We start from the raw sequence: 18,463 nt of genomic DNA on the forward strand, positions 1-18,463 counted from the left end.
CGACGACGCGATGAGCGGCGCGCGAAAACGACCAGCGGTGTTGTGGGCAGACGCGACCCGCTTCGCTCTCGCTGCTGTCCCTGTGACGAGCACCACAAATCGCAGCTTCACGCCCGTTAACGCGCGGCTGCACGCCGTGCTCACCAGAACAGCCCAATGCAGCGTCGCTGGGGCGACGCCCCGGTGGATGTTGCGCGGCGCTCGCGTCGCCCGAGCGACGCTGCATTGGTTTTCTTCTCGTGAGCACGGCGTGCAGCCGCGCGTTAGGCGGCCCGCCGTGGCGATGAGTGATGCTGGTGACAAGGACAGCAGCGAGAGCGAAGCGGGTCGCGTGTGGGCGCAAGGCCGCCGGTTGTTTTCGCGCGCCGCTGATAGCGGCGTCGGGATGGTTTGCGGTTCAGGGCCTCTTCTTTGGTGACTTTCTTCTGGCCCCGCAGAAGAAAGTTACCCCGCTGCCGGGCGGGACTCCCGGCAATGCACCGATGAGGCGCCCGCTGCCGCAAGCACAACCGCACAACCCTTAAGCCAGGATCTCCTTGATCACATCCCCAAACACGGTCGTCGCCTTTTCCGCACGCCCCTGATGCGCAAACACCAGCTTCTTGTGGTTCAGCCCCAGCTGATGCAGCAGCGTCGCCTGCAGGTCGTACGTGTCGACGATGCCTTCCGCAGCGCGCAGGCCAATCTCGTCCGTCGAGCCATAGGTGCCCGGCTTGATGCCGCCCCCCGCGATCCACTGCGTGTAGCCCCAGGGGTTGTGGTCGCGCCCATCCCCGCTCTGCCCGTAGGGTGTACGCCCGAACTCCGAGGCCCACACCACCAGCGTCGTGTCCAGCAACCCACGCGCCTTCAGGTCGGCCAGCAACGCACCCACCGGCTGGTCCACCTGCTTGCACATGACGGCGTGGTTCTTCTCCAGGCCGTTGTGCGCGTCCCATGAGTCGACGCTGTTGTCCGGCGCCCCCGAGATGACATGCACGAACCTCACACCGCGCTCGACCAGGCGGCGGGCACGCAGCAACGCCGTGCCGTACTCGTCGGTTTCCTTGGTGCCGATGCCGTAGGCCGTCTTGATCGCCGCGGTTTCCTTGCTGAGATCCACCGCCTCGGGCGCGGACACCTGCATGCGGTAGGCCAGGTCGTAGCTCTTGGCACGCGCGATCAGCTCGGTATCGCCGGGATAGCGCTCGGCATGTGCGCCGTTGAGCTGGCGCAGCAGGTCGAGCTGGGCGCGCTGCTCACCCTCGGTGATGCCCTCGGGCCGCGCCAGGTGCAGGATGGGCGAGTCACCCTTGCGGAAGGGCGTGCCCTGCAGCGCCGCAGGCAGGAAGCCGCTGCTCCAGATGACGGCACCGCGCCCGCCACCCGCGGCGCCCACGCCGGTGGGCAGCACGACGAAGGCCGGCAGGTCGGGGTTGGCCGAGCCCAGGCCGTACTGCACCCAGGCGCCCAAAGCCGGGCGGCCCGGCACCAGGCCCGCGGTGTGCAGCTTGAGCGACGCGATGACGTGGGTGCTGCCCTCGGTCTTGCTGCCCTTCAGGAAGGCGATGTCGTCCACCTGCCTGGCGATGTGGGGCAGCAGGTCCGACACCCAGGCACCGCTCTCGCCGTGCTGCTTCCACGTGCGCTTGCTGGCGTAGAGGTTGCCCACGCCGCCGTCGGTGGCGGTCTTCAGGTCCTTGCCGAAGCTGTCGGGCAGCGGTGTGCCGGCCAGCTTGACGAGTTCGGGCTTGTAGTCGAACAGGTCCAGCGTGCTGGGCGCACCGGCCATGTGCAGCCAGATGACGGCCTTGGCCTTGGCCGGGTGGTGGGGCTGGCGCGGCGTGGTGGGGTCGAACAGCTCGCTGCCGAACGCGGACTGCAGGCCGCCGAAGCTGCCGAAGCCGAAGGCGCCCGCAGCGGCGGCGCCGGCGGCGGTGCCGAGGAAGTTGCGGCGGGAATGGTCGTGGTGGCTCATCTCAAACCTCAGAAGCGGTAGGTGAATTCGTTGGTGTTGACCAGGGTGTGGACCAGGTCGACGAAGGCGGCGGCGCGGGCCTTGCTCGGGCCCTTGACGGGTGAGGTGGCCGCGGCGGTGGCGACCGTGCCCCCACCGTCGTCCGGTGATTCGCCCACCGCGGTCGTCTTGCGCTTGGCGGCCTGCGAGTCCAGGTGGGCCAGCAGCGCCTGGCGCTCATAGCGGTCGGGGGCGCGCCGGTAGGCGGCCTTGTAGAAGCCGTCGATCTGGCGGGCGAGCTTCGGGTCCACGCCCCAGCCCTCGGGCAGGTGCTGCTTCTTCACCGAGGCGGCCTGGCCGGCCTGCAGCGCCTCTTGCGCATTCAGGAAGGCGACGAGCTTCTCCTTCTCCTTCGCGTCGGGCTTGCGGGCGAACAGGATCTCGTAGACGCGGTCGATCTGCGCGCCTTCGTTCCCGCCGGCTTCCCGGATCACCCGCCCGGCCAGCGCCTGGCTCCAGCCGAGCACGAGGTCGCTGTTGACCAGCGCCAGGGCCTGCGGCGCGGTCGTCGTCACGTCGCGGCGGAAATGCGGGGACTGCGGGTTGGCCCAGTCGAAGGTTTCCAGCAGCGGATAGGGCGAGTTGCGCAGCACGAAGACGTAGAGGCTGCGGCGGTGGTGGTCGCGCGGGTCCTCGGACGTCTGCCAGCGGTTGCGCTGGCCGCCGATGTCGAAGTTGGGCGGGATGGGCGGGTAGACCGCCGGGCCGCCACGCTTCTCCTCCAGCAGGCCGCTGGCGGCCAGCAGCGAGTCGCGCAGCTGCTCGGCCTCCAGCCGCTGGCGCGGGAAGGCCCACAGCAGCTTGTTCTCCGGGTCCTGCTTGACTTCACGTGCCTGGCTGGCCTGGCGGTAGGTGCTGGACAACAGGATCTGCTTGTGCAGCGTCTTCACGCTCCAGCCCTGCTTGACGAAATCGGCTGCCAGCTTGTCGAGCAGCTCCGGGTGCGTGGGCTTGCTGCCGGTCTTGCCGAAGTCGGCCAGCGTGTCGACGATGCCGCGGCCGAAGAACTGGCTCCACTGGCGGTTGACGAACACGCGCGCCGTCAGGCCGTTGTCCGGGCTCACCAGCCAGTTGGCCAGCGCCGTGCGGCGGCCTGACGAGGTGCCCGTCGGCTCGATCTTCAGCGCCGTGTCGTCGGTCCACAGCGCCGGCAGGCCCGGCTGCACCTCCTGCAGCGGCCGGTCGTAGATGCCCTTGAACAGCACCCTGGTCGGCGGCGCGTCGGGGCCCAGCTCCACCATCGTCGAGATGGCGCCCGGGTCCTTGGGCTTGAGGTGGTCGAACTTCTTCAGCTGCTCGCCCAGCGCCTGGTACTTCGCGTAGCTGTCCTTGTCCTTGGTCTTGAGCTGGTTCTCCGCATTGCGGGTGCGGCCTTGCATGGTCCACAGGTTGCGGTGGTAGATCCAGCGGTCATAGGCACTGCGCTCGGACGCCGGCTTGGTGATGGACTCGCGCGTGGCCGGCACGAAGCCCGACAGGCGGTCGGTCTCCAGCTTGTCGATGGTCGGCTTGAGCAGGGCCTCGCGTTGCTCGCGGATGTCCTTGGTCGCGGCTTCCCACCTGGCCAGTTGCGCGTCGTGATCGGCCTTGGCCTTGCCCGACAGCGGCGAGACATCGTCCTTCCAGCTCGCGTTCACGAGGAAGGCCTGGAACTGGTAGTACTCCTGCTGCGTGATCTTCTCGGTCTTGTGGTCGTGACATTGGGCGCAGCCCAATGTCGTGCCCAGGAAGACTGACGAGACCGTGTCGGTCAGGTCGTTGGCCACCTCCTGCTTCTTCAGGTTCAGGTCGCGCGCATTGATTTCGTCGGGCAGGTTGCGCAGGAAGCCGGTGGCGATCAGCGCCTCCTTGCGGTCGGGCCAGAGCTCGTCGCCGGCGATCTGCTCCTTGACGAAGCGGTCGAAGGGCTTGTCGCTGTTGAAGGCGTCGACGACGTAGTCGCGGTAGCGCCAGACGTTGGGTCGCGTGCCGTCGGTGTTGTAGCCGTCGCTGTCGGCGTAGCGGCTCACGTCCAGCCAGCGGCGTGCCTGGCGCTCGCCGTAGCGCGGCGAGGCCAGCAGGCGGTCGACGAGTTTCTCGTGCGCCTTGGGCGACTTGTCGGCGACGAAGGCGTTCACCTCTTCGGGCGTGGGCAGCAGGCCCCAGGCATCCAGCGTGGCGCGGCGGATGAAGGCACGGCGGTCGGCCTCGGGCGAGGGCGAGATGCCCTGCGCTTCGAGTCTGGCCAGCACGAACGCGTCCAGCGGCTGGCGCACCCAAGCCTTGGCCTTGACGGCGGGCGTGCTGACCTGTGGGTTGAGCGGTGTGTACGACCAGGGCCGTTCACTGCCCTTCACGAAGCCGCCGGGCGGGGCGTAATCCTCGGCGGAGCTGAGGGTGGTGAGGCCGGCCAGCAGCGTGGCAACGGCGATGGGGGCGATCCTGAACTTCGGCATGTGGGTCTCCCGGGGGATGTGACTGGTGCGATCAGCGCAATAAGCGCGCCAGGAAAAGTGGCGCCAAAAGGGCACGGAAGGCGGCAAAACAGGGGGTGGCGTGCAGGCGCACCGACAGCGCTGTTGATGCGCTGTTGGCGGATCAACAGCGCTCACAGCCGGGCCATGAACTGAATGCCCACGCTGCGCGGGATGGCCGGCGTGTAGCTGGTGCTCGTGCGGCTGCGCACCGTGTCGTCGTCGAACAGGTTCTTGACGATGAGGCTGACGTTGAAGGCCTTGTTGCGCGTGCCGAAGCCGATGCCGGCGTCCACCGTCGTGCTCTTGGGCACGATGGAGTAGGCCGACAGGCCCGCGTCCGAGTAGTACGACGAGGAGAACGCGACGTTGGCCGTGTAGTTGATCTCCTTGTCGCCCCAGACGGGCTGGCGGTAGTCCACGCCGACGTTGCCGGTGTACTTGGCCGCGCCGGCCAGCGGCCTGCCGCTCTGGTCGGTGTAGGGCGCGGCACCGGGGAAGTTGTCCTCCGCGCGCTGCGCGGCGTTGGGGAAGGACTTGTACTTGGCGTCGTTGTAGGCCGCCGAGAAGCGCACCGTCAGGTTGCGGATGCCGCCGTACACGCCGTCCACCTCGATGCCCTTGACCTCCACCTTGGGCGAGTTGCCGGTGGTGCTGGTGTAGTAGAAAGTGCCGTCGTTGTTGAGGGCCGTGGTGTAGGCGTCGACGACGCGCACGCTCTGCTGGTAGTCCTTGATGCGGGTGAGGAAGACGTCGGCGTTGAGGATCAGCGTCTTGTTGAGCAGCGCCGACTTGAAGCCCACCTCGAAGCTGTCGGTCTTCTCCGCCTTGACGGGCGTGGAGATGCCGTTGACGAACTGCGCGATGCCGGCCTTCTCGCCGTGTTGCAGCGAGGCGTAACCCGTCAGGTCCCGGGTGAACTTGTAGCTCGGGCTCAGCACCCAGGCTGGCTGCGTCGCCTTGAAAGGCTCGGCCTGGACCGTCGGGAAGAGCACGCCGATGTTGGTCTGGCGGATGGCCTTGGCATCGGCGACCTGCCGGCGCTGCGCGGCGGTCAGCGCGGCGTAGGTCGGCACGTTGAAGTACTTCGCCGCGGTGGCGTTGGCCAGCGCGATCTGCTCGGCGGTGTTGCCGGCCGCAAGGTCGCCCGTCGCGTTGGTGGCGAAGCCGCCCAGCGCCACGCCGTTGACGCTGACCGGGTTCAGCTCCGGCGCGCTGCCGTTGCTGGTGATGCGGCTGGTGCCGACGTTGCGGCGGTCCTCGCGTGTCAGCCGTGCGCCGGTGGTCAGCGTCAGCGCGTCGCTCAGGTGCCAGTTGGCCTGGGCAAAGATGGCGGCGCTCTTGTTGGTGATGTCCTGTACGCCCGTTGGGCTGTTGTACGAGGCGCGCGCGTTGGCCAGGCTGTTGCGCAGCAGGTCGCGGCCGGCGCCGTCGGCGTCCAGGCGGGCGTACTGCGCGTTGCTGGCGAACCAGGCGCCCGCGTCGTTGCCCCACCAGCGGCGGTAGTCCGCCGTGTTGTCGACCTTGATGAAGTAGAGGCCCGCCTGGTAGTCGACGAAGCCGCCCGGCGCGGACGTGAGGCGCAGCTCCTGCGAGGCCTGGTGGTAGTCGTTCCAGAAGCCGCCGGCATTGCGGTAGACGTCGAAGGGCGTCGCGTCGTCGTTCACCGCGTCGAAGTGGTAGCTCTTCCAGGCGGTGATGGAGGTCAGCGTGTGGCTGCCGAGCTGCCAGTTCAGGTCCGCCGTGGCACCGGCGCTGCCGGTGACGAGTCCGCGAACGGAATCGGTGGTGATGCTGTTCTGGTAGTCGGCGAGCGAGTAGCCGGTGTTGTCCTTGAACCAGCGGCGCGCCAGGCGCTGCTCGTTGGTCAGCGTGGTGATGGGCGCGCCGTTGGAGTAGGTGGTCGGCGGGTTGACTACGGGCAAGGCGCGCCCGTTGGTCGTCTCGCCGGCGCGGGGCTGCAGGTCGAAGGCGATGCGCGCCTTGAAGTCGGGCGACGGCGTGATCAGGAACTGCACGCGGCCGGAGATGCGGTCGGTGTTGGTGTAGCTGATGTCGCGGTTGTAGGCGTTCTTGATGTCGCCCGCGCCCTTGTTGGCCGAGAAGGTGCCGCGCCAGGCGATGAGGCCGTCCACCACCGGGCCGCCGACGGCGGCGGTGGCGAACAGGCCGTCGCGCTGGCGGAAGCCCAGCGTGAAGTCGGCGGTGGGCGTGAAGCTCGGCCGCTTGGTCGTGAAGATGACGTTGCCGACGCTGGCGTTCTTGCCCAGCAGCGTGCCCTGCGGGCCGCGGGTGACTTCGATGGTGTCGATGTCGACGAAGTCGAAGCTGGAGGTCAGCGCGTTGTAGGCGTAGGAGACGCCGTCCACGATGATGCCCACGCTCGGGTCCTGGGCCTCGGTCTGGCCGATCTTGCCGATGCCGCGGATGGAGATGGAGCTCGTGCGCTGGTTGCCCAGGTTCCAGCTCACGTTGGCGGCGCGCTTGGTGATGTCGTCGATGCCCACGGCGCCGAGGCGGTCCAGCTCGGCGCCCTGGATGACGGAGATGGACAGCGGCACGTCCTGCAGCTTCTCGATGCGGTTGCGGCTGCGCACGGTGACGGCACCGAGGGCCTGGGTGTCTGCAGCAGGCGCGGCGTCCTGCGCGAAGGTGCTGCCGGCGGCGAGCGTGGCGATGAGGGCGGTGACGGGCTTTAGGCGGTAGCGGTGGGTGGTCGTCATGTGGGGGAAGTGATCGGAGAGAGGGTGGGTCGATCACTTCTTTGCAGGGAGCGTGCCCAATGCAACCGGCTTCTAAGCTGCTGCGGTTCTCGTTGGCGGGCCTGGTTTTTGCGGGATTTCGGGGCTCCAAGCGCGCGGCGCGACGCCCTCCCGGCCGCAAAGCGATCTCGCGCTGTTGCCGCATCAACAGCCGCTCGACAGTGCACTGCTGCGCGATGCGCAGCCAGCGCTTCGAAAGCGCGGTTTGGCGCGTCGGCACGCTGGCACGGAAGCTGCGCATCGGCGGATGTCTGTCACTACACCCCTGCCTCATGAAGCCACTCCACGCCCTCGCCCTGGCCACCCTGCTCGGCCTCAGCACGCTGGCCCACGCCCAGCCCCCCGCTGCCGCACCCACAGCGGCCGAATGGAAGTACAAGACCCAGCGCCTGAAGGCCGCCGAAGTCGACGCGCTGCTGGCACAACCCGACAAGCTGCTGGTGCTGGACCTGCGCCGTCCCGACGAGCTCATCAAGTACGGCAGCTTCCCGGTCTTCCTCAACATCCAGAACCGCGACCTGGAAAAGCACCTGGCCTACCTGCCGCGCGACCGCGCCATCCTGACCGTGTCCAATCACGCCCAGCGCGCCGGCCGCGCCGGCGACCTGCTGGCCGAGAGGGGCTACAAGGTCGCCGGCGCCACGGGCAGCGAGGACTATGAACAGGAAGGCGGCAAGGCCGTCGCCCACATTCAGCCGCCGCAGCCGCGCGCCCAGGCCGCCGAGGGAACGAATGTCGCCGCACGTCAGCCCTGAACCGGTCGACGTCCCTGTCTGGGACGGCCTGCTGCGCGCTTTCCACTGGGCCTTGGTGCTGCTCGTGGGCACCGCCATCGCCACCGGGCTGGCCGGCGGCGACTGGATGGCCTGGCACGCCCGCGCCGGCCAGGCCATCGCCGCGCTGCTGGCGCTGCGCCTGAGCTGGGGCCTGTGGGGCAGCCGCTACGCGCGCTTCGCGCAGTTCTGGCCCACGCCGGCGCGGCTGGCGGCATACCTGCGCGGGCGCTGGCAAAGCCTGGGCCACAACCCGCTGGGCGCGCTGTCGGTGCTGGCGGTGCTGGCCCTGCTGGTCTTCCAGGTGGGCAGCGGCCTGGCCGGCAACGACGAGATCGCCTTCACCGGCCCGTGGGCCGGCGCCATCGACGAGGACCTGAGCCTGAAGCTGACGAGCTGGCACCGCTTGGCCGCCAAGGTGCTCTACGTGTGGATAGGCCTGCACCTGCTGGCCATTGCCGTCCATGGCCTCGTCAGGCGCCACCCGCTGCTGCGCGCGATGTGGACGGGCCGGCGGCCGGGCGACCCGGCCGCGGCGGCCTCACGCGTGCCGGCCTGGCGCGTGGCCGCGTCGCTGCTGCTGGCGGTGGCGGCGGGCGTCGTCGCGGCGTCGCCGGGCCTCATCGGCTTCTGAAGCTCGCCGGCCGCATAAGCGTTCGCGTTTTGCTTCATTGACCGCGGAAGCCCAGCGCCCTAGCCTTGCCGGCTTTTGCAAGAGAGCCGACATGAGCGCCCCTGCCCCCGACGAACTGACCGACATCGTCGACGGCCTGCGCGCTGCGCGCCGGCGCTGGCGCGACGCCCACCGGCGCTGGGACACCGACGGCCGCCGCGAGCTGCCCTCGCGCGAGCTGCTGGCCGCCGTCGTCGAGCAACTGGCCGGCGCCCTCTTCCCGATGCGCCTCGGGCCGCCGGACCTGCAGCCGGACGGCGAGGACCACTACGTCGGCCACACGCTCGGCATGGCGCTGGCCCGGCTGCGCCAGCAGGTGCGGCTGGAGCTGGGCCACGAGGCGCGGCTGCGCGGTGCCGAGCCGCCGGCCGAAGGCGCAGCGGCGGCACTCGTCAGCGCCTTCAGCCGGCGCCTGCCCGCCGTGCGCGAGCTGCTGGACAGCGACGTCACGGCGGCCTTCCAGGGCGACCCCGCCGCCCGCAGCGTGGACGAGGTGCTGCTGTGCTACCCCGGCCTGCATGCACTGATCAGCCACCGGCTGGCGCATGAGCTCTACCGGCTCGGCGTGCCGCTGATCGCCCGCGTCATCGCCGAGCTGGCCCACGCGCAGACCGGCATCGACATCCATCCGGGCGCCGAAATCGGCGCCGGCTGCTTCATCGACCACGGCACCGGCGTCGTCATCGGCGAGACGGCCGTCCTGGGACGCGGCGTGCGGCTGTACCAGAACGTCACGCTGGGGGCCAAGAGCTTCCAGACGGACGGCGACGGCAACCTGGTGAAGGGCCAGCCGCGCCATCCCATCGTGGAGGACGGGGTGGTGATCTATGCCGGCGCGACGGTGCTCGGCCGCATCACGCTGGGCCGCGGCTCGGTCATCGGTGGCAACGTCTGGCTGACGCGCAGCGTGCCGCCTGGCAGCCGCATCTCGCAAGCCGACTCGCAGGCCCACCCACCGGGCGAGCCGCCCTCGGCCTTCCAGTCGCTCACGGCCTGAGCCCTCGCGCCAGAACGCATATCCATCTGCGCAAAGCGGCGTTCACGCGCAGGCCGGCGCTGCCTAGAGTGGCAGCCCAATGACACGCCTGCTCACCTTCCCCGATTCACAGCACCAGGTCCTGTCCATCCGTGCCAAGGCGCTGGTGTTCGACGACCCGGCCTCCCGTGCGCTGCTGGCTCAGGCCGAGCGCGTGGCGCCCAGCGACGCCACTGTCCTCATCATCGGCGAGACCGGCACCGGCAAGGAGCTGATCGCCCGCCACATCCACAACTGCAGCGGGCGCCGCGGCCCCTTCCTCGCCGTGAACTGCGGCGCCTTCACCGAACAACTGGTGGAGGCCGAACTGTTCGGCCACGAGGCCGGCGCCTACACCGGCGCTGCCAGCGCCCGGGCCGGCTGGTTCGAGGCCGCGGCCGACGGCACGCTGTTCCTCGACGAAGTGGGCGACCTGCCGCTGTCGGTACAGGTCAAGCTGCTGCGCGTGCTGCAGGAGCGGCAGGTGGTGCGCATCGGCTCGCGCAAGCCCATCGACGTGCGCGTGCGCCTCGTCGCGGCGACCAACGTGCGGCTGGAGCAGGCCGTGGCGGCCGGCCACTTCCGCGCCGACCTTTACTACCGCCTCAGCGTCGCCACGCTGCAGCTCAGCCCGCTGGCCCAACGGCCCGGCGACATCCTCGCCCTGGCCGAGCACTTCATCGGCGTGTACAGCCGGCGCCTGGGCCTGAGCGACGTGCGCCTCAGCGGCGAGGCCAGCGACGCCCTGCTGGACTATGCCTGGCCGGGCAACATCCGCGAGCTGGAGAACGTCATCCACTACGCGCTGATCATCTGCCGCGACGGCCGGATCGCGCGCGACGACCTGCAGCTGCACGCGGTGGCGCGGCCCCATCTGTTGCCCGCCGAGGCGCCGGTGGCTGCCGGCGACGACGCGCTGGAGCGCCTGTTCGAGCGCCTGTTCGACGAGCCGCCACAGGCACTGCAGGCGCGTGTCGAGGCGGCGCTGATCCGCAGCGCCTACCGCCATTGCCACCAAAACCAGGTGCACACGGCTGCGCTGTTAGGCGTCACACGCAATGTGCTGCGCACGCACCTCAAGCGGCTGGGCCTGCTGCCACCGGGCCGCACCGCGGCAGCGCCTCTGGCGCGTGACGCTGCCCACCCGCCGGCGCCCTTCCACGCCGCCGCATGAATGAGCTAACGCGAAAAGCTTAGTTCTCGCTCCGCCGGGTGCTGCGCACACTGGCCTCGTCCATCAGATCTCTCCCACCGCACCGATGAACTCATCCACCTTCGCCCGCCGCGCCCTCGCGCCCCTTGGCCTGCTTCTGGCCGCCACCGCTGCACAGGCCCAGGGCGGCGACAGCCCCTACGGCATCGCCTCGGTCTGGGCAAACAGCGACGCCGTCACCAAGGCCGTGCTCTTCACCCTTGTCGCGATGAGCGCCGGCAGCTGGTACGTCATCATCACGAAACTGCTGCAGCAGGCCCGCCTGGGCGCGCAGTCGCGCGCGGCGCAGAAGGACTTCTGGAGCGCCGGCACCGTCAAGGCAGGCGCCGAGAAGCTGGCCGCCAACAGCCCCTTCCGCTACATCGCCGAGGCCAGCCTGGAAGCCACCCAGCGCCATCACGGCCTGCGCGCCAAGGTCGATTTCGCCGACTGGGTGGACCTGTCCCTGCACCGCGCCACCGAGCGCGTGCAGCGCCAGCTCTCCACCGGCCTGAGCGTGCTCGCCACCGTGGGCTCCACGTCGCCCTTCGTCGGCCTGCTCGGCACGGTCTGGGGCATCTATCACGCCCTCACCGCCATCGGCGTGGCGGGTCAGGCGTCCATCGACAAGGTGGCCGGCCCGGTCGGAGAGGCGCTGATCATGACGGCCATCGGCCTGGCGGTCGCCGTGCCTGCCGTGCTGGGCTACAACGCGCTGCTGCGCCGCAATGCGCTGGTGCTGGACGACGTGCGCGACTTCTCCGGCGAGCTGCACTCCGTGCTGCTGGGTTCGGGCCATGAAGAACCCGCCGCCGAGCCGCAACACCCGCAGCCGCAGCCCGCAGGCCTCAGCCCGGCGCTGGCCTGACCGACGAAGGGCGAGGCTCACGCCATGGCCATCCAGATCGCGCAAGGCCCCGACGAGGCGGTCTCGTCCATCAACACGACGCCGCTCGTCGACGTCATGCTGGTGTTGCTCATCATCTTCCTCATCACCATCCCGGTCGTGAACTTCTCGGTGCCGGTGGAGCTGCCGCACCAGCGCAACGAGGTGCGCGAGAGCCAGCCCAAGGACGTCGTCGTGACGGTGGACCGCCAAGGCCGCCTCTACTGGTTCGACGCGCCGGTGGCCAACCAGGCCGTGCTGTTCGAGCGCCTGAAGGGCATCGCCCAGCAGCAGCCCCAGCCCGAGCTGCATCTGCGCGGCGACGCCGGCAGCGACTACGCGCCCATCGGCCGCGTGCTGCTGGCCGCGCAGCGCGCCGGCATCGCCAAGGTCGGCTTCATCACCGAACCGCCGATCCGCAGCACGCCATGAGCACCTCACCGCTGAAGAAGGCAGCCCGCGCGCGTCGCCAGGTCACCACCGCCCTGCCCGTGCCGGACATCAACACCACGCCCCTCATCGACGTGATGCTGGTGCTGCTGGTCATGCTCATCATCACCATCCCGGTCCAGCTGCACAGCGTCAACCTCAACCTGCCGATCGCCCCGCCCGCCGCGCCGCCGCCGGCGCCGCCCGAGGTCGTTCGCATCGACATCGCGCCCGGCGACATCGTGAGCTGGAACGGCGAGGCCGTTGCCGACGACGCCGCGTTGCGCGAACGCCTGGCCGCCGCCGGCGCGCAAGGCACCCAGCCCGAGGTGCACGTGCGCCCGCAGCCGGGCGCCAGGTACGACCGCTTCGCCGCCGTCATGACGGCGGCCAACCAGGCGGGGCTCACCAAGCTCGGCGTCGTCGGCAGCGAGCAGTTCCTGGACGACTCGCAGTAGGAGATTCAATCCATGAGTGCAGTTCTTTCCCCCGGCATCTCCGGCGGCCTGACGCTGGACGACAGCCGCCCGCCACCGCGGCGGCTGGTGCCGCCGGCACCACCCCTGCCGGCCTCCGGTGCCAGGCGCTCGCGGCTGCAGCCGCCGTCCAGCGGCAACCGCGGCACTGGCATCGCCGTCGTTGTCGGCCTGCATGTGCTGCTGGGCTGGGGCCTGAGCAGCGGCCTGGCCACGAAGGCGGTCCAAGTCATCAAGAAGCCCATCGAGATGGCCCTCCTGACCGAACCGGCGCCACCACCGCCCCCGCCGCCACCGCCGCCCAAGGTCGTGAAGATCGAGCCGATGCAGAAGGTGGCGCCGCCGCCCGCCTACGTGCCGCCGCCCGAGATCGCACCCGCCGTCACACCACCCCCCGCACCCATCCAGGTCGTGCAGGCCACGCCGCCCAAGGAGCCGGTCGTGGTGGCCGCCGCACCCGCACCGGCGCCTGCACCGCCCCCGCAGCCGGCCCCGGCCGTCGTCAAGCGCGAGATCAGCCTGGCCTGCCCGGGCTACGAGGCCGTGCTGGCTTCGGCGTTGGAAGAAGCCATCGAGCGCGTGGGCATCCGCGGCACGGTGCAGACCCTCATCAAGATCCGCGGCACGCAGGTCGTCGAGGTGACGCCGCAGTCCGGCCCCAAGGAGTACTACAAGTACGTCCAGGCTGCCGTGAAGCGCATGCGCTGCACGGCCGGCGGCGCGGACGAAGTGCAGGTCGCCCTGCCCGTCATCTTCTCGTGATGCGCTGATCCCCTGGGCGCCCCGGCGGGCCGGCGCGGTTCACGGCTGCGCCGCCAGGGCTGCGTGCATGACCATCGCCGCCGCCCTGTCATCCAAGCCGCCGAGCATCGGCCGCTGCAGGTAGAACGCCACCGTCGGCCCCGCCGGCGTGCTGGCGCAGACGTCGCGGAAGCCCCCATCGGCATCGACTCTCGCGGCGATGCCCGCCCATCCGCGCTGGATCGCGGGCCCGACCTCCGCCTTCTCCACCCAGCCCTGCCCGGCTGCCAGGCTCAGCGCGGTGATGCTCATTGCGGTCACGGTCAGCTCGGGTGCGGCGTCCGGCACGTCCAGCACCTGGCGCCACAGCCCGCCCTCACCCTGCAGCGGCAGCAGCGCGCGCAGGTGCGCCAGCAGCCGCTCACGCAGCGGTGCCACCGTGGCCGGTGGCAGGCCCTGCAGCGGGCCAGCCAGCGCATGGGCCAGCGCCAGTGACGCGAAGCCGTTGCCACGCCCCCAGGCGACGGGCGAGCCCACAGCGTGGTCGAAGAGGCCATCGGGCCGCTGCAGGCGTTCGGCCAAACCCTGCAGCGTGCCCGCCAGGGCCTCGGCAGCGCGCGCCTGCTCGGGCGCCGGCAGCAGCGGCAGGCTGCAGCCGAGCAGCAGCGTGGCCATGAAGAGGTCGTCGGTCCATGGCCGCAGGCCGGCCAGCCGCAGGCCTCGCGGCGTGTCGGCCAGTGCGGCGCGAACGGCGTCGCATGCCAGCTTGTGGCACGCCACGTCGCCATCGATGCGTGCGGCTTCGGCAAAGGCGGCGTAACCGGCGCGCTGCGGCCAGTCGGGGTGTGGGGGCGCGGCCCGGGCGGCATCGCGCCAGCTGTGCAGCGCCTGCTGGCTGGCCGGCGGCAGTGCGCCGCCTGGGCTCAGGCGGCGCTGGGCCGACAGGATGAGCGCCGACACATAGCCCAGTGACGGCTTGACGGGGTAGACGGCGGCCAGCCGGCTCGCGGTGGCCAGCGGCGCTTGTGCACGCGCCAGGGCCGGGCTGGCCAAGGCGGCGAGCAGCAGATGGCGGCGTGTGGACATGAGGCTCAGCCTACCGGCCGCCGTCCAGCTGCTTGAGGTTCTCGCGTGCCTGCTGCGCCACGTCGCTTTGCGCAGGCGCCTCGGCCTGCACGCGCAACCAGTAGCCGCGGGCGGCGGCCGCGTCTCCTTGCTCCTGCGCCGCCGCGCCCAACAGGGCCAGCGCCGGCACATGCCGCGCATCGAGCGCCAGCGCGCGCTTCAGCAGCGCTTCGGGTTCGCCGGCCAGCCCCTGCCCCCGCACCAGCGCGAGCGTGACGGCATGCTGGCTCAGCACCTGCGCGTCATCGGGCCGCAAGCGCTCGAGTTGCACATAGGCCGGCAACGCGTCCTGCGGGCGGCCGAGCTGCTCATAGGCGCGGGCCAGCAAGGCCCAGCCTTGCGCGTCGTCGGGTGCGCGCTGCAGCCGGTCGGCAAGGCGTTGCACCATCTGCTGAACCGGCTCGGCCGGATTGGCGGTGGACGGCGGCTGGATGGCCTCGGGGCGGCCCAGCTGGGCATACAGCAGCCCGGCGGCCAGCGGCAGCGCCAGGCCCAGCGCAAGCACGGTGCGCCAGGCGCGCGGTGCGTCGCGGCCGGCGAGCAGCGCCGGTGCCAGCGGCAGCAGCGCAGCCAGCGTCAACGCGGCTGCGGCGAGGATGAACGGGGTCATGACAGGTCTTTGTGTTCGCGGCGCTTGCCCGGCCGGCCACGTCGCCAGTAGACGAGGCCGCCCAGCGCCAGCAAGGCCAGCGGGCCGAACCACAACGCCACCGTGCCGGCATGCAGTTCCGGGCGCAGGAGCACCTGCTCGCCATAGCGCCGCACGAGTTCGGCCCGGAGCTCGCCTTCGCTGCGGCCCGCAGCCAGGCCTTCGCGCAGGTGGGCCTTCATGTCCACGGCCAGCGGCGCCTGGGACTCCGCGACGCTCTGGCCCTGGCAGACGACGCAGCGCAGTTCGCGCGCCAGGCGTTCGACCCGGTCCTCCAAGTCTGCTGCCTGCGCGGCCCAGGCGGCGCCGAGCAGCGCGGCGACCAGCAGCCTACGCACGCTTGAGCCTTCCGATGAGCGGCAGCAGGCGCTGCTGCAGGTCGTCCGCCGTCACGGGCCCGGCATGGCGCAGGCGCACGATGCCGCGGCGGTCGATGACGAAGGTCTCGGGCACGCCCGTCACGCCCCAGGCCAGGCTGCCGCGGCCCTGCGGGTCGAGCAGCGTGGCGGCGTACGGGTTGCCGTGGCGCTTCAGGAAGGCGGCGGCGGCGTCCTGGCTGTCGCGGTAGTCCAGCCCGACGACGCGCACGCCGCCCTGCTCGGCCAGCTGGCCCAGCACGGGCAGTTCGGCGCGGCAGGGTGCGCACCAGGAGGCGAAGACGTTGAGCACCCAGACCTCGCCTTGCGGCGTGGGCGCGCCGCCTTCCAGGCGCTGCAGGTCCAGCACCGGCGCCGGCGTGCCGATCAGCGGCGAGGTGGGCTCGGCATGGGCGTCGCGCTGCAGCAGGCTGCGGCCGAGCAGGCCGACCAGTGCAGTGGCGGCCAGCAGGGGCAATGCGGCGGTGGGTCTCATGGTGTCGATGGAAGGGGTTGGACCAAGGGCGGCGGCTCGACCTCGGGGGCTGTGCGGACCCGCGGGCGGCGTGCGACCACGCCCCAGAGGCCACCAGCCGTCATGGCCAGCACACCGGCCCAGACCCAGCTCATGAAGGGCTTGACCTGCACGCGCAGCGCCCAGCGGCCGTCGGCGCCGGCCTCGCCCAGGCTCACGTAGACGTCGCGCCAGGCGCCGCGCGAGATGGCGGCTTCGGTCATGGCCATCTGGCGGCGGCCGTAGACGCGCTTCTCGGGTGCCAGCAGCAGCGGCTCGCCGCCGCGGTGCCAGGCGAGCGTGGCCCGCGCGGCACGGTAGTTGGGGCCGTCCACCGCGTCCAGCGCCTGGAAGCGCAGCACGTGTCCGGCGACGCTGGCCTGCTCGCCAGGCGCCAGTTGCAGGTCATGCGACTGCTCCAGGCTGCGCACCAGCGTCACGCCCAGCACGAAGATGGCGACGCCCGCATGCGCCAGCCACAGCGGCAGGCCGTGGCGCCAGGCGGTGCGTTGCGACCAGGCCAGGGCCAGCGTGCCGCCCAACGCCCACAGGCCGGCGGCGATGCCGGCCGCCATCCACAGCGAGCCCTGCAGGCCCAGGGCGAGCGCCGCGGCGGCCACCAGCGAGGCGGCGGCCAACGGCAGCAGGGGCCGCAACTGCGGCATTACGGCCAGCTTCCAGCGCGCCAGCGGGCCGATGACCATCAGGGCCACCAGCGGCAGCATCAGGGGCGGGAAGACGGTGTCGAAGTAAGGCGCGCCCACCGACAGCTTCACGCCCCCCAGCACCTCGGCCGCCAGCGGGTAGAGCGTGCCGAGCAGCACCGTGGCCGTGGCGGTGGCCAGCAGCAGGTTGTTGAGCAGCAGCAGCGACTCGCGCGAGCCGAAGGCGAAGCGCTCGGCCGGCGGCGCACGGTGCGCCCGCCAGGCATAGAGCGCGAGCGAGCCACCCACCGCGGCGGCCAGCAAGGCGAGGATGAAGAGGCCGCGTGCGGGGTCGCTGGCAAACGCATGGACCGAGCTGACCACGCCCGAGCGCACGAGGAAGGTGCCCAGCAGCGACAGCGAGAAAGCCAGCAGCGCCAGCAGCACGCTCCAGCGCAGGAAGCCGGGGCGCTTCTCGGCCACGGCCAGCGAGTGGATCAATGCCGTGCCCAGCAGCCAGGGCATGAAGGCCGCGTTCTCGACCGCGTCCCAGAACCAGAACCCGCCCCAGCCCAGCTCGTAGTAGGCCCAGAAGCTGCCCAGGCCGATGCCCGCCGTCAGCGCCGACCAGGCGGCCAGCACCCAGGGCCGCGCCCAGCGCGTCCAGCGCGGCGAGAGCTCGTCCTCCAGCAAGGCCGCCACCGCGAACGCGAAGCCCACGGCGAAGCCGACGTAGCCCATGTAGAGCAGCGGCGGGTGCGCGGCCATGCCGGGGTCCTGCAGCAGTGGGTTGAGGTCGCGGCCGTCCGGCGGCGCCGGCAGCAGGCGGCCGAACGGGTTGGACGTGAAGGCGATGAAGGCCAGGAAGCCGGCGGCCACCAGCCCGAGCACGCCTTGCACGCGCGCCGCGAACGCTGCCGGCAAGCCGGCGCTGCGGGCGGCGACCAGCGCGCTCCAGCCGGCGAGCATCCACACCCACAGCAGCAGCGAGCCCTCGTGGCCGCCCCAGCTGGCGGTGATGCGGTAGCCCAGCGGCAGCTCCTGGCTGGCGTGGGCGGCGACATAGGCGATGGAGGTGTCCACCTGCACGAAGCCCGCGATGAGCGAGGTCAGCGCCGTGCTGGTCAGGCCGAAGCCCACGCCCGCCAGTGGGCGGGCGAGTGCCATCCAGCGCAGGTCACCGCGCTGCGCACCCCACAGCGGCAGCACCGCCTGCACCAGCGCCGCGGCGAGCGCGAGCAGCAGCGCGAACTGCCCGATTTCGCCGGTCATCGGGCGGACGCCTGCTTCAAGGCCGCAGCGGCTTCGGGCGGCATGTAGTTCTCGTCATGCTTGGCCAGCACCTCGTCGGCCACGAACTGCAGGCCCGCCAGCCGCCCCTGTGCGACGACGCCTTTGCCCTCGCGGAAGAGGTCGGGCAACGTGCCGCGGTAGCTGACGACGACCTGCTGCGCACCGTCGGTGACGGCAAAGCGCAGGTCGCTGCCGGCGCGCTGCACCGAGCCCGGCGCCACCAGGCCACCAAGCCGGAAGCGCTCGCCCGCCGGCGCCCTGCCCTGCACGATCTCGCTGGGCGTGATGAAGAAGACGAGGTTCTGCCGGAAGGCCTTCAGCACCAGCCCTCCGGCCAGCGCCAGCAAGGCGAGCATGGCCAGCAGGCCCGCCAGTCGCAGGTGGCGCGGCTTCGTCACCCGGGCGCGCGGCCGCCCGGAGCCCGGGTGAGCCTCGGGGGGCAGCGAGCCTTGGCGAGCGTGGGGGCTCATTTCCTCAGGCTCCAGA

At 71.0% G+C, this 18,463-nt stretch carries 18 protein-coding genes and 1 pseudogene; 9 read left to right on the forward strand and 10 right to left on the reverse strand.

Annotated features, from left to right (window positions below):
- The coding region (locus ASD35_RS28175; protein WP_235538397.1) for a hypothetical protein at positions 1-418 on the forward strand (418 nt) is incomplete at its 5' end.
- A gap of 26 nt (positions 419-444) precedes the next feature.
- Here ASD35_RS28175 and ASD35_RS28610 read toward each other — a convergent pair.
- The 4 genes and pseudogenes from ASD35_RS28610 to ASD35_RS18805 form a co-directional block, all read right to left on the reverse strand.
- Positions 445-513: pseudogene (locus tag ASD35_RS28610) on the reverse strand (hypothetical protein); the annotation flags it as partial.
- 7 nt (positions 514-520) lie between these two features.
- On the reverse strand, positions 521-1,957 hold the full coding sequence (locus ASD35_RS18795) for a DUF1501 domain-containing protein (protein WP_056876495.1): 1,437 nt from the start codon (positions 1,955-1,957) through the stop codon (positions 521-523).
- 8 nt (positions 1,958-1,965) lie between these two features.
- Complete coding sequence (locus ASD35_RS18800) at positions 1,966-4,431, reverse strand: DUF1549 and DUF1553 domain-containing protein (protein WP_056876496.1); 2,466 nt, start codon at positions 4,429-4,431, stop codon at positions 1,966-1,968.
- 152 nt (positions 4,432-4,583) lie between these two features.
- Positions 4,584-7,172 carry a TonB-dependent receptor gene (locus ASD35_RS18805; RefSeq protein WP_056876497.1) on the reverse strand — a complete coding sequence of 863 codons (2,589 nt, stop codon included), beginning with the start codon at positions 7,170-7,172 and terminating at the stop codon, positions 4,584-4,586.
- Positions 7,173-7,483: 311 nt separating this feature from the next.
- Between ASD35_RS18805 and ASD35_RS18810 the strand changes: the two genes are divergently transcribed.
- From ASD35_RS18810 to ASD35_RS28425, 8 genes are all read left to right on the forward strand, one after another.
- Positions 7,484-7,966, forward strand: a complete 483-nt coding sequence (locus tag ASD35_RS18810) for a hypothetical protein (protein ID WP_056877425.1) — start codon at positions 7,484-7,486, stop codon at positions 7,964-7,966.
- Positions 7,944-8,618 carry a cytochrome b/b6 domain-containing protein gene (locus ASD35_RS18815; protein ID WP_056876498.1) on the forward strand — a complete coding sequence of 225 codons (675 nt, stop codon included), beginning with the start codon at positions 7,944-7,946 and terminating at the stop codon, positions 8,616-8,618. Before ASD35_RS18810 ends, ASD35_RS18815 begins: the two co-directional genes overlap by 23 nt.
- Positions 8,619-8,709: 91 nt before the next feature.
- Complete coding sequence (gene epsC / locus ASD35_RS18820; protein WP_056876499.1) at positions 8,710-9,654, forward strand: serine O-acetyltransferase EpsC; 945 nt, start codon at positions 8,710-8,712, stop codon at positions 9,652-9,654.
- A 79-nt stretch (positions 9,655-9,733) separates the two neighbouring features.
- Positions 9,734-10,846, forward strand: coding sequence for a sigma-54-dependent Fis family transcriptional regulator (locus ASD35_RS18825; protein WP_056876500.1), 1,113 nt, complete (start codon positions 9,734-9,736; stop codon positions 10,844-10,846).
- 85 nt (positions 10,847-10,931) lie between these two features.
- Positions 10,932-11,732 carry a MotA/TolQ/ExbB proton channel family protein gene (locus tag ASD35_RS18830; protein ID WP_056876501.1) on the forward strand — a complete coding sequence of 267 codons (801 nt, stop codon included), beginning with the start codon at positions 10,932-10,934 and terminating at the stop codon, positions 11,730-11,732.
- Between the two features lie 24 nt (positions 11,733-11,756).
- A complete protein-coding gene (locus tag ASD35_RS18835; RefSeq protein ID WP_056876502.1) occupies positions 11,757-12,182 on the forward strand; it encodes a biopolymer transporter ExbD in 426 nt (141 codons plus the stop codon).
- On the forward strand, positions 12,179-12,637 hold the full coding sequence (locus tag ASD35_RS18840; protein WP_082580281.1) for a biopolymer transporter ExbD: 459 nt from the start codon (positions 12,179-12,181) through the stop codon (positions 12,635-12,637). Before ASD35_RS18835 ends, ASD35_RS18840 begins: the two co-directional genes overlap by 4 nt.
- Positions 12,638-12,649: 12 nt before the next feature.
- Positions 12,650-13,417: a hypothetical protein gene (locus ASD35_RS28425; protein WP_056876503.1), complete on the forward strand. Its 768-nt coding sequence runs from the start codon at positions 12,650-12,652 to the stop codon at positions 13,415-13,417.
- Positions 13,418-13,456: 39 nt separating this feature from the next.
- On the opposite strand, the gene ASD35_RS18850 is transcribed toward ASD35_RS28425, so the two are convergent.
- Genes ASD35_RS18850 through ccmE form a run of 6 tightly spaced genes read right to left on the reverse strand, consistent with a single transcriptional unit; the run spans position 13,457 to position 18,375 of the window.
- A complete protein-coding gene (locus ASD35_RS18850; protein ID WP_056876504.1) occupies positions 13,457-14,482 on the reverse strand; it encodes a glycoside hydrolase family 88 protein in 1,026 nt (341 codons plus the stop codon).
- Between the two features lie 10 nt (positions 14,483-14,492).
- Positions 14,493-15,131 carry a tetratricopeptide repeat protein gene (locus ASD35_RS27395; protein WP_056876505.1) on the reverse strand — a complete coding sequence of 213 codons (639 nt, stop codon included), beginning with the start codon at positions 15,129-15,131 and terminating at the stop codon, positions 14,493-14,495.
- Positions 15,128-15,508 carry a cytochrome c-type biogenesis protein CcmH gene (locus ASD35_RS18860; RefSeq protein WP_056876506.1) on the reverse strand — a complete coding sequence of 127 codons (381 nt, stop codon included), beginning with the start codon at positions 15,506-15,508 and terminating at the stop codon, positions 15,128-15,130. Before ASD35_RS18860 ends, ASD35_RS27395 begins: the two co-directional genes overlap by 4 nt.
- Complete coding sequence (locus ASD35_RS18865; RefSeq protein ID WP_056876507.1) at positions 15,501-16,022, reverse strand: DsbE family thiol:disulfide interchange protein; 522 nt, start codon at positions 16,020-16,022, stop codon at positions 15,501-15,503. Before ASD35_RS18865 ends, ASD35_RS18860 begins: the two co-directional genes overlap by 8 nt.
- The gene (locus ASD35_RS18870) at positions 16,019-17,956 is read right to left on the reverse strand and encodes a heme lyase CcmF/NrfE family subunit (protein ID WP_056876508.1); all 1,938 of its coding nucleotides are present in this window, start codon (positions 17,954-17,956) and stop codon (positions 16,019-16,021) included. Before ASD35_RS18870 ends, ASD35_RS18865 begins: the two co-directional genes overlap by 4 nt.
- A complete protein-coding gene (gene ccmE, locus ASD35_RS18875; protein ID WP_369819238.1) occupies positions 17,953-18,375 on the reverse strand; it encodes a cytochrome c maturation protein CcmE in 423 nt (140 codons plus the stop codon). Before ccmE ends, ASD35_RS18870 begins: the two co-directional genes overlap by 4 nt.
- Positions 18,376-18,463 lie beyond the last annotated feature (88 nt).

It is taken from the genome of Pelomonas sp. Root1444, assembly GCF_001426885.1.
Lineage (GTDB): Bacteria > Pseudomonadota > Gammaproteobacteria > Burkholderiales > Burkholderiaceae_C > Pelomonas.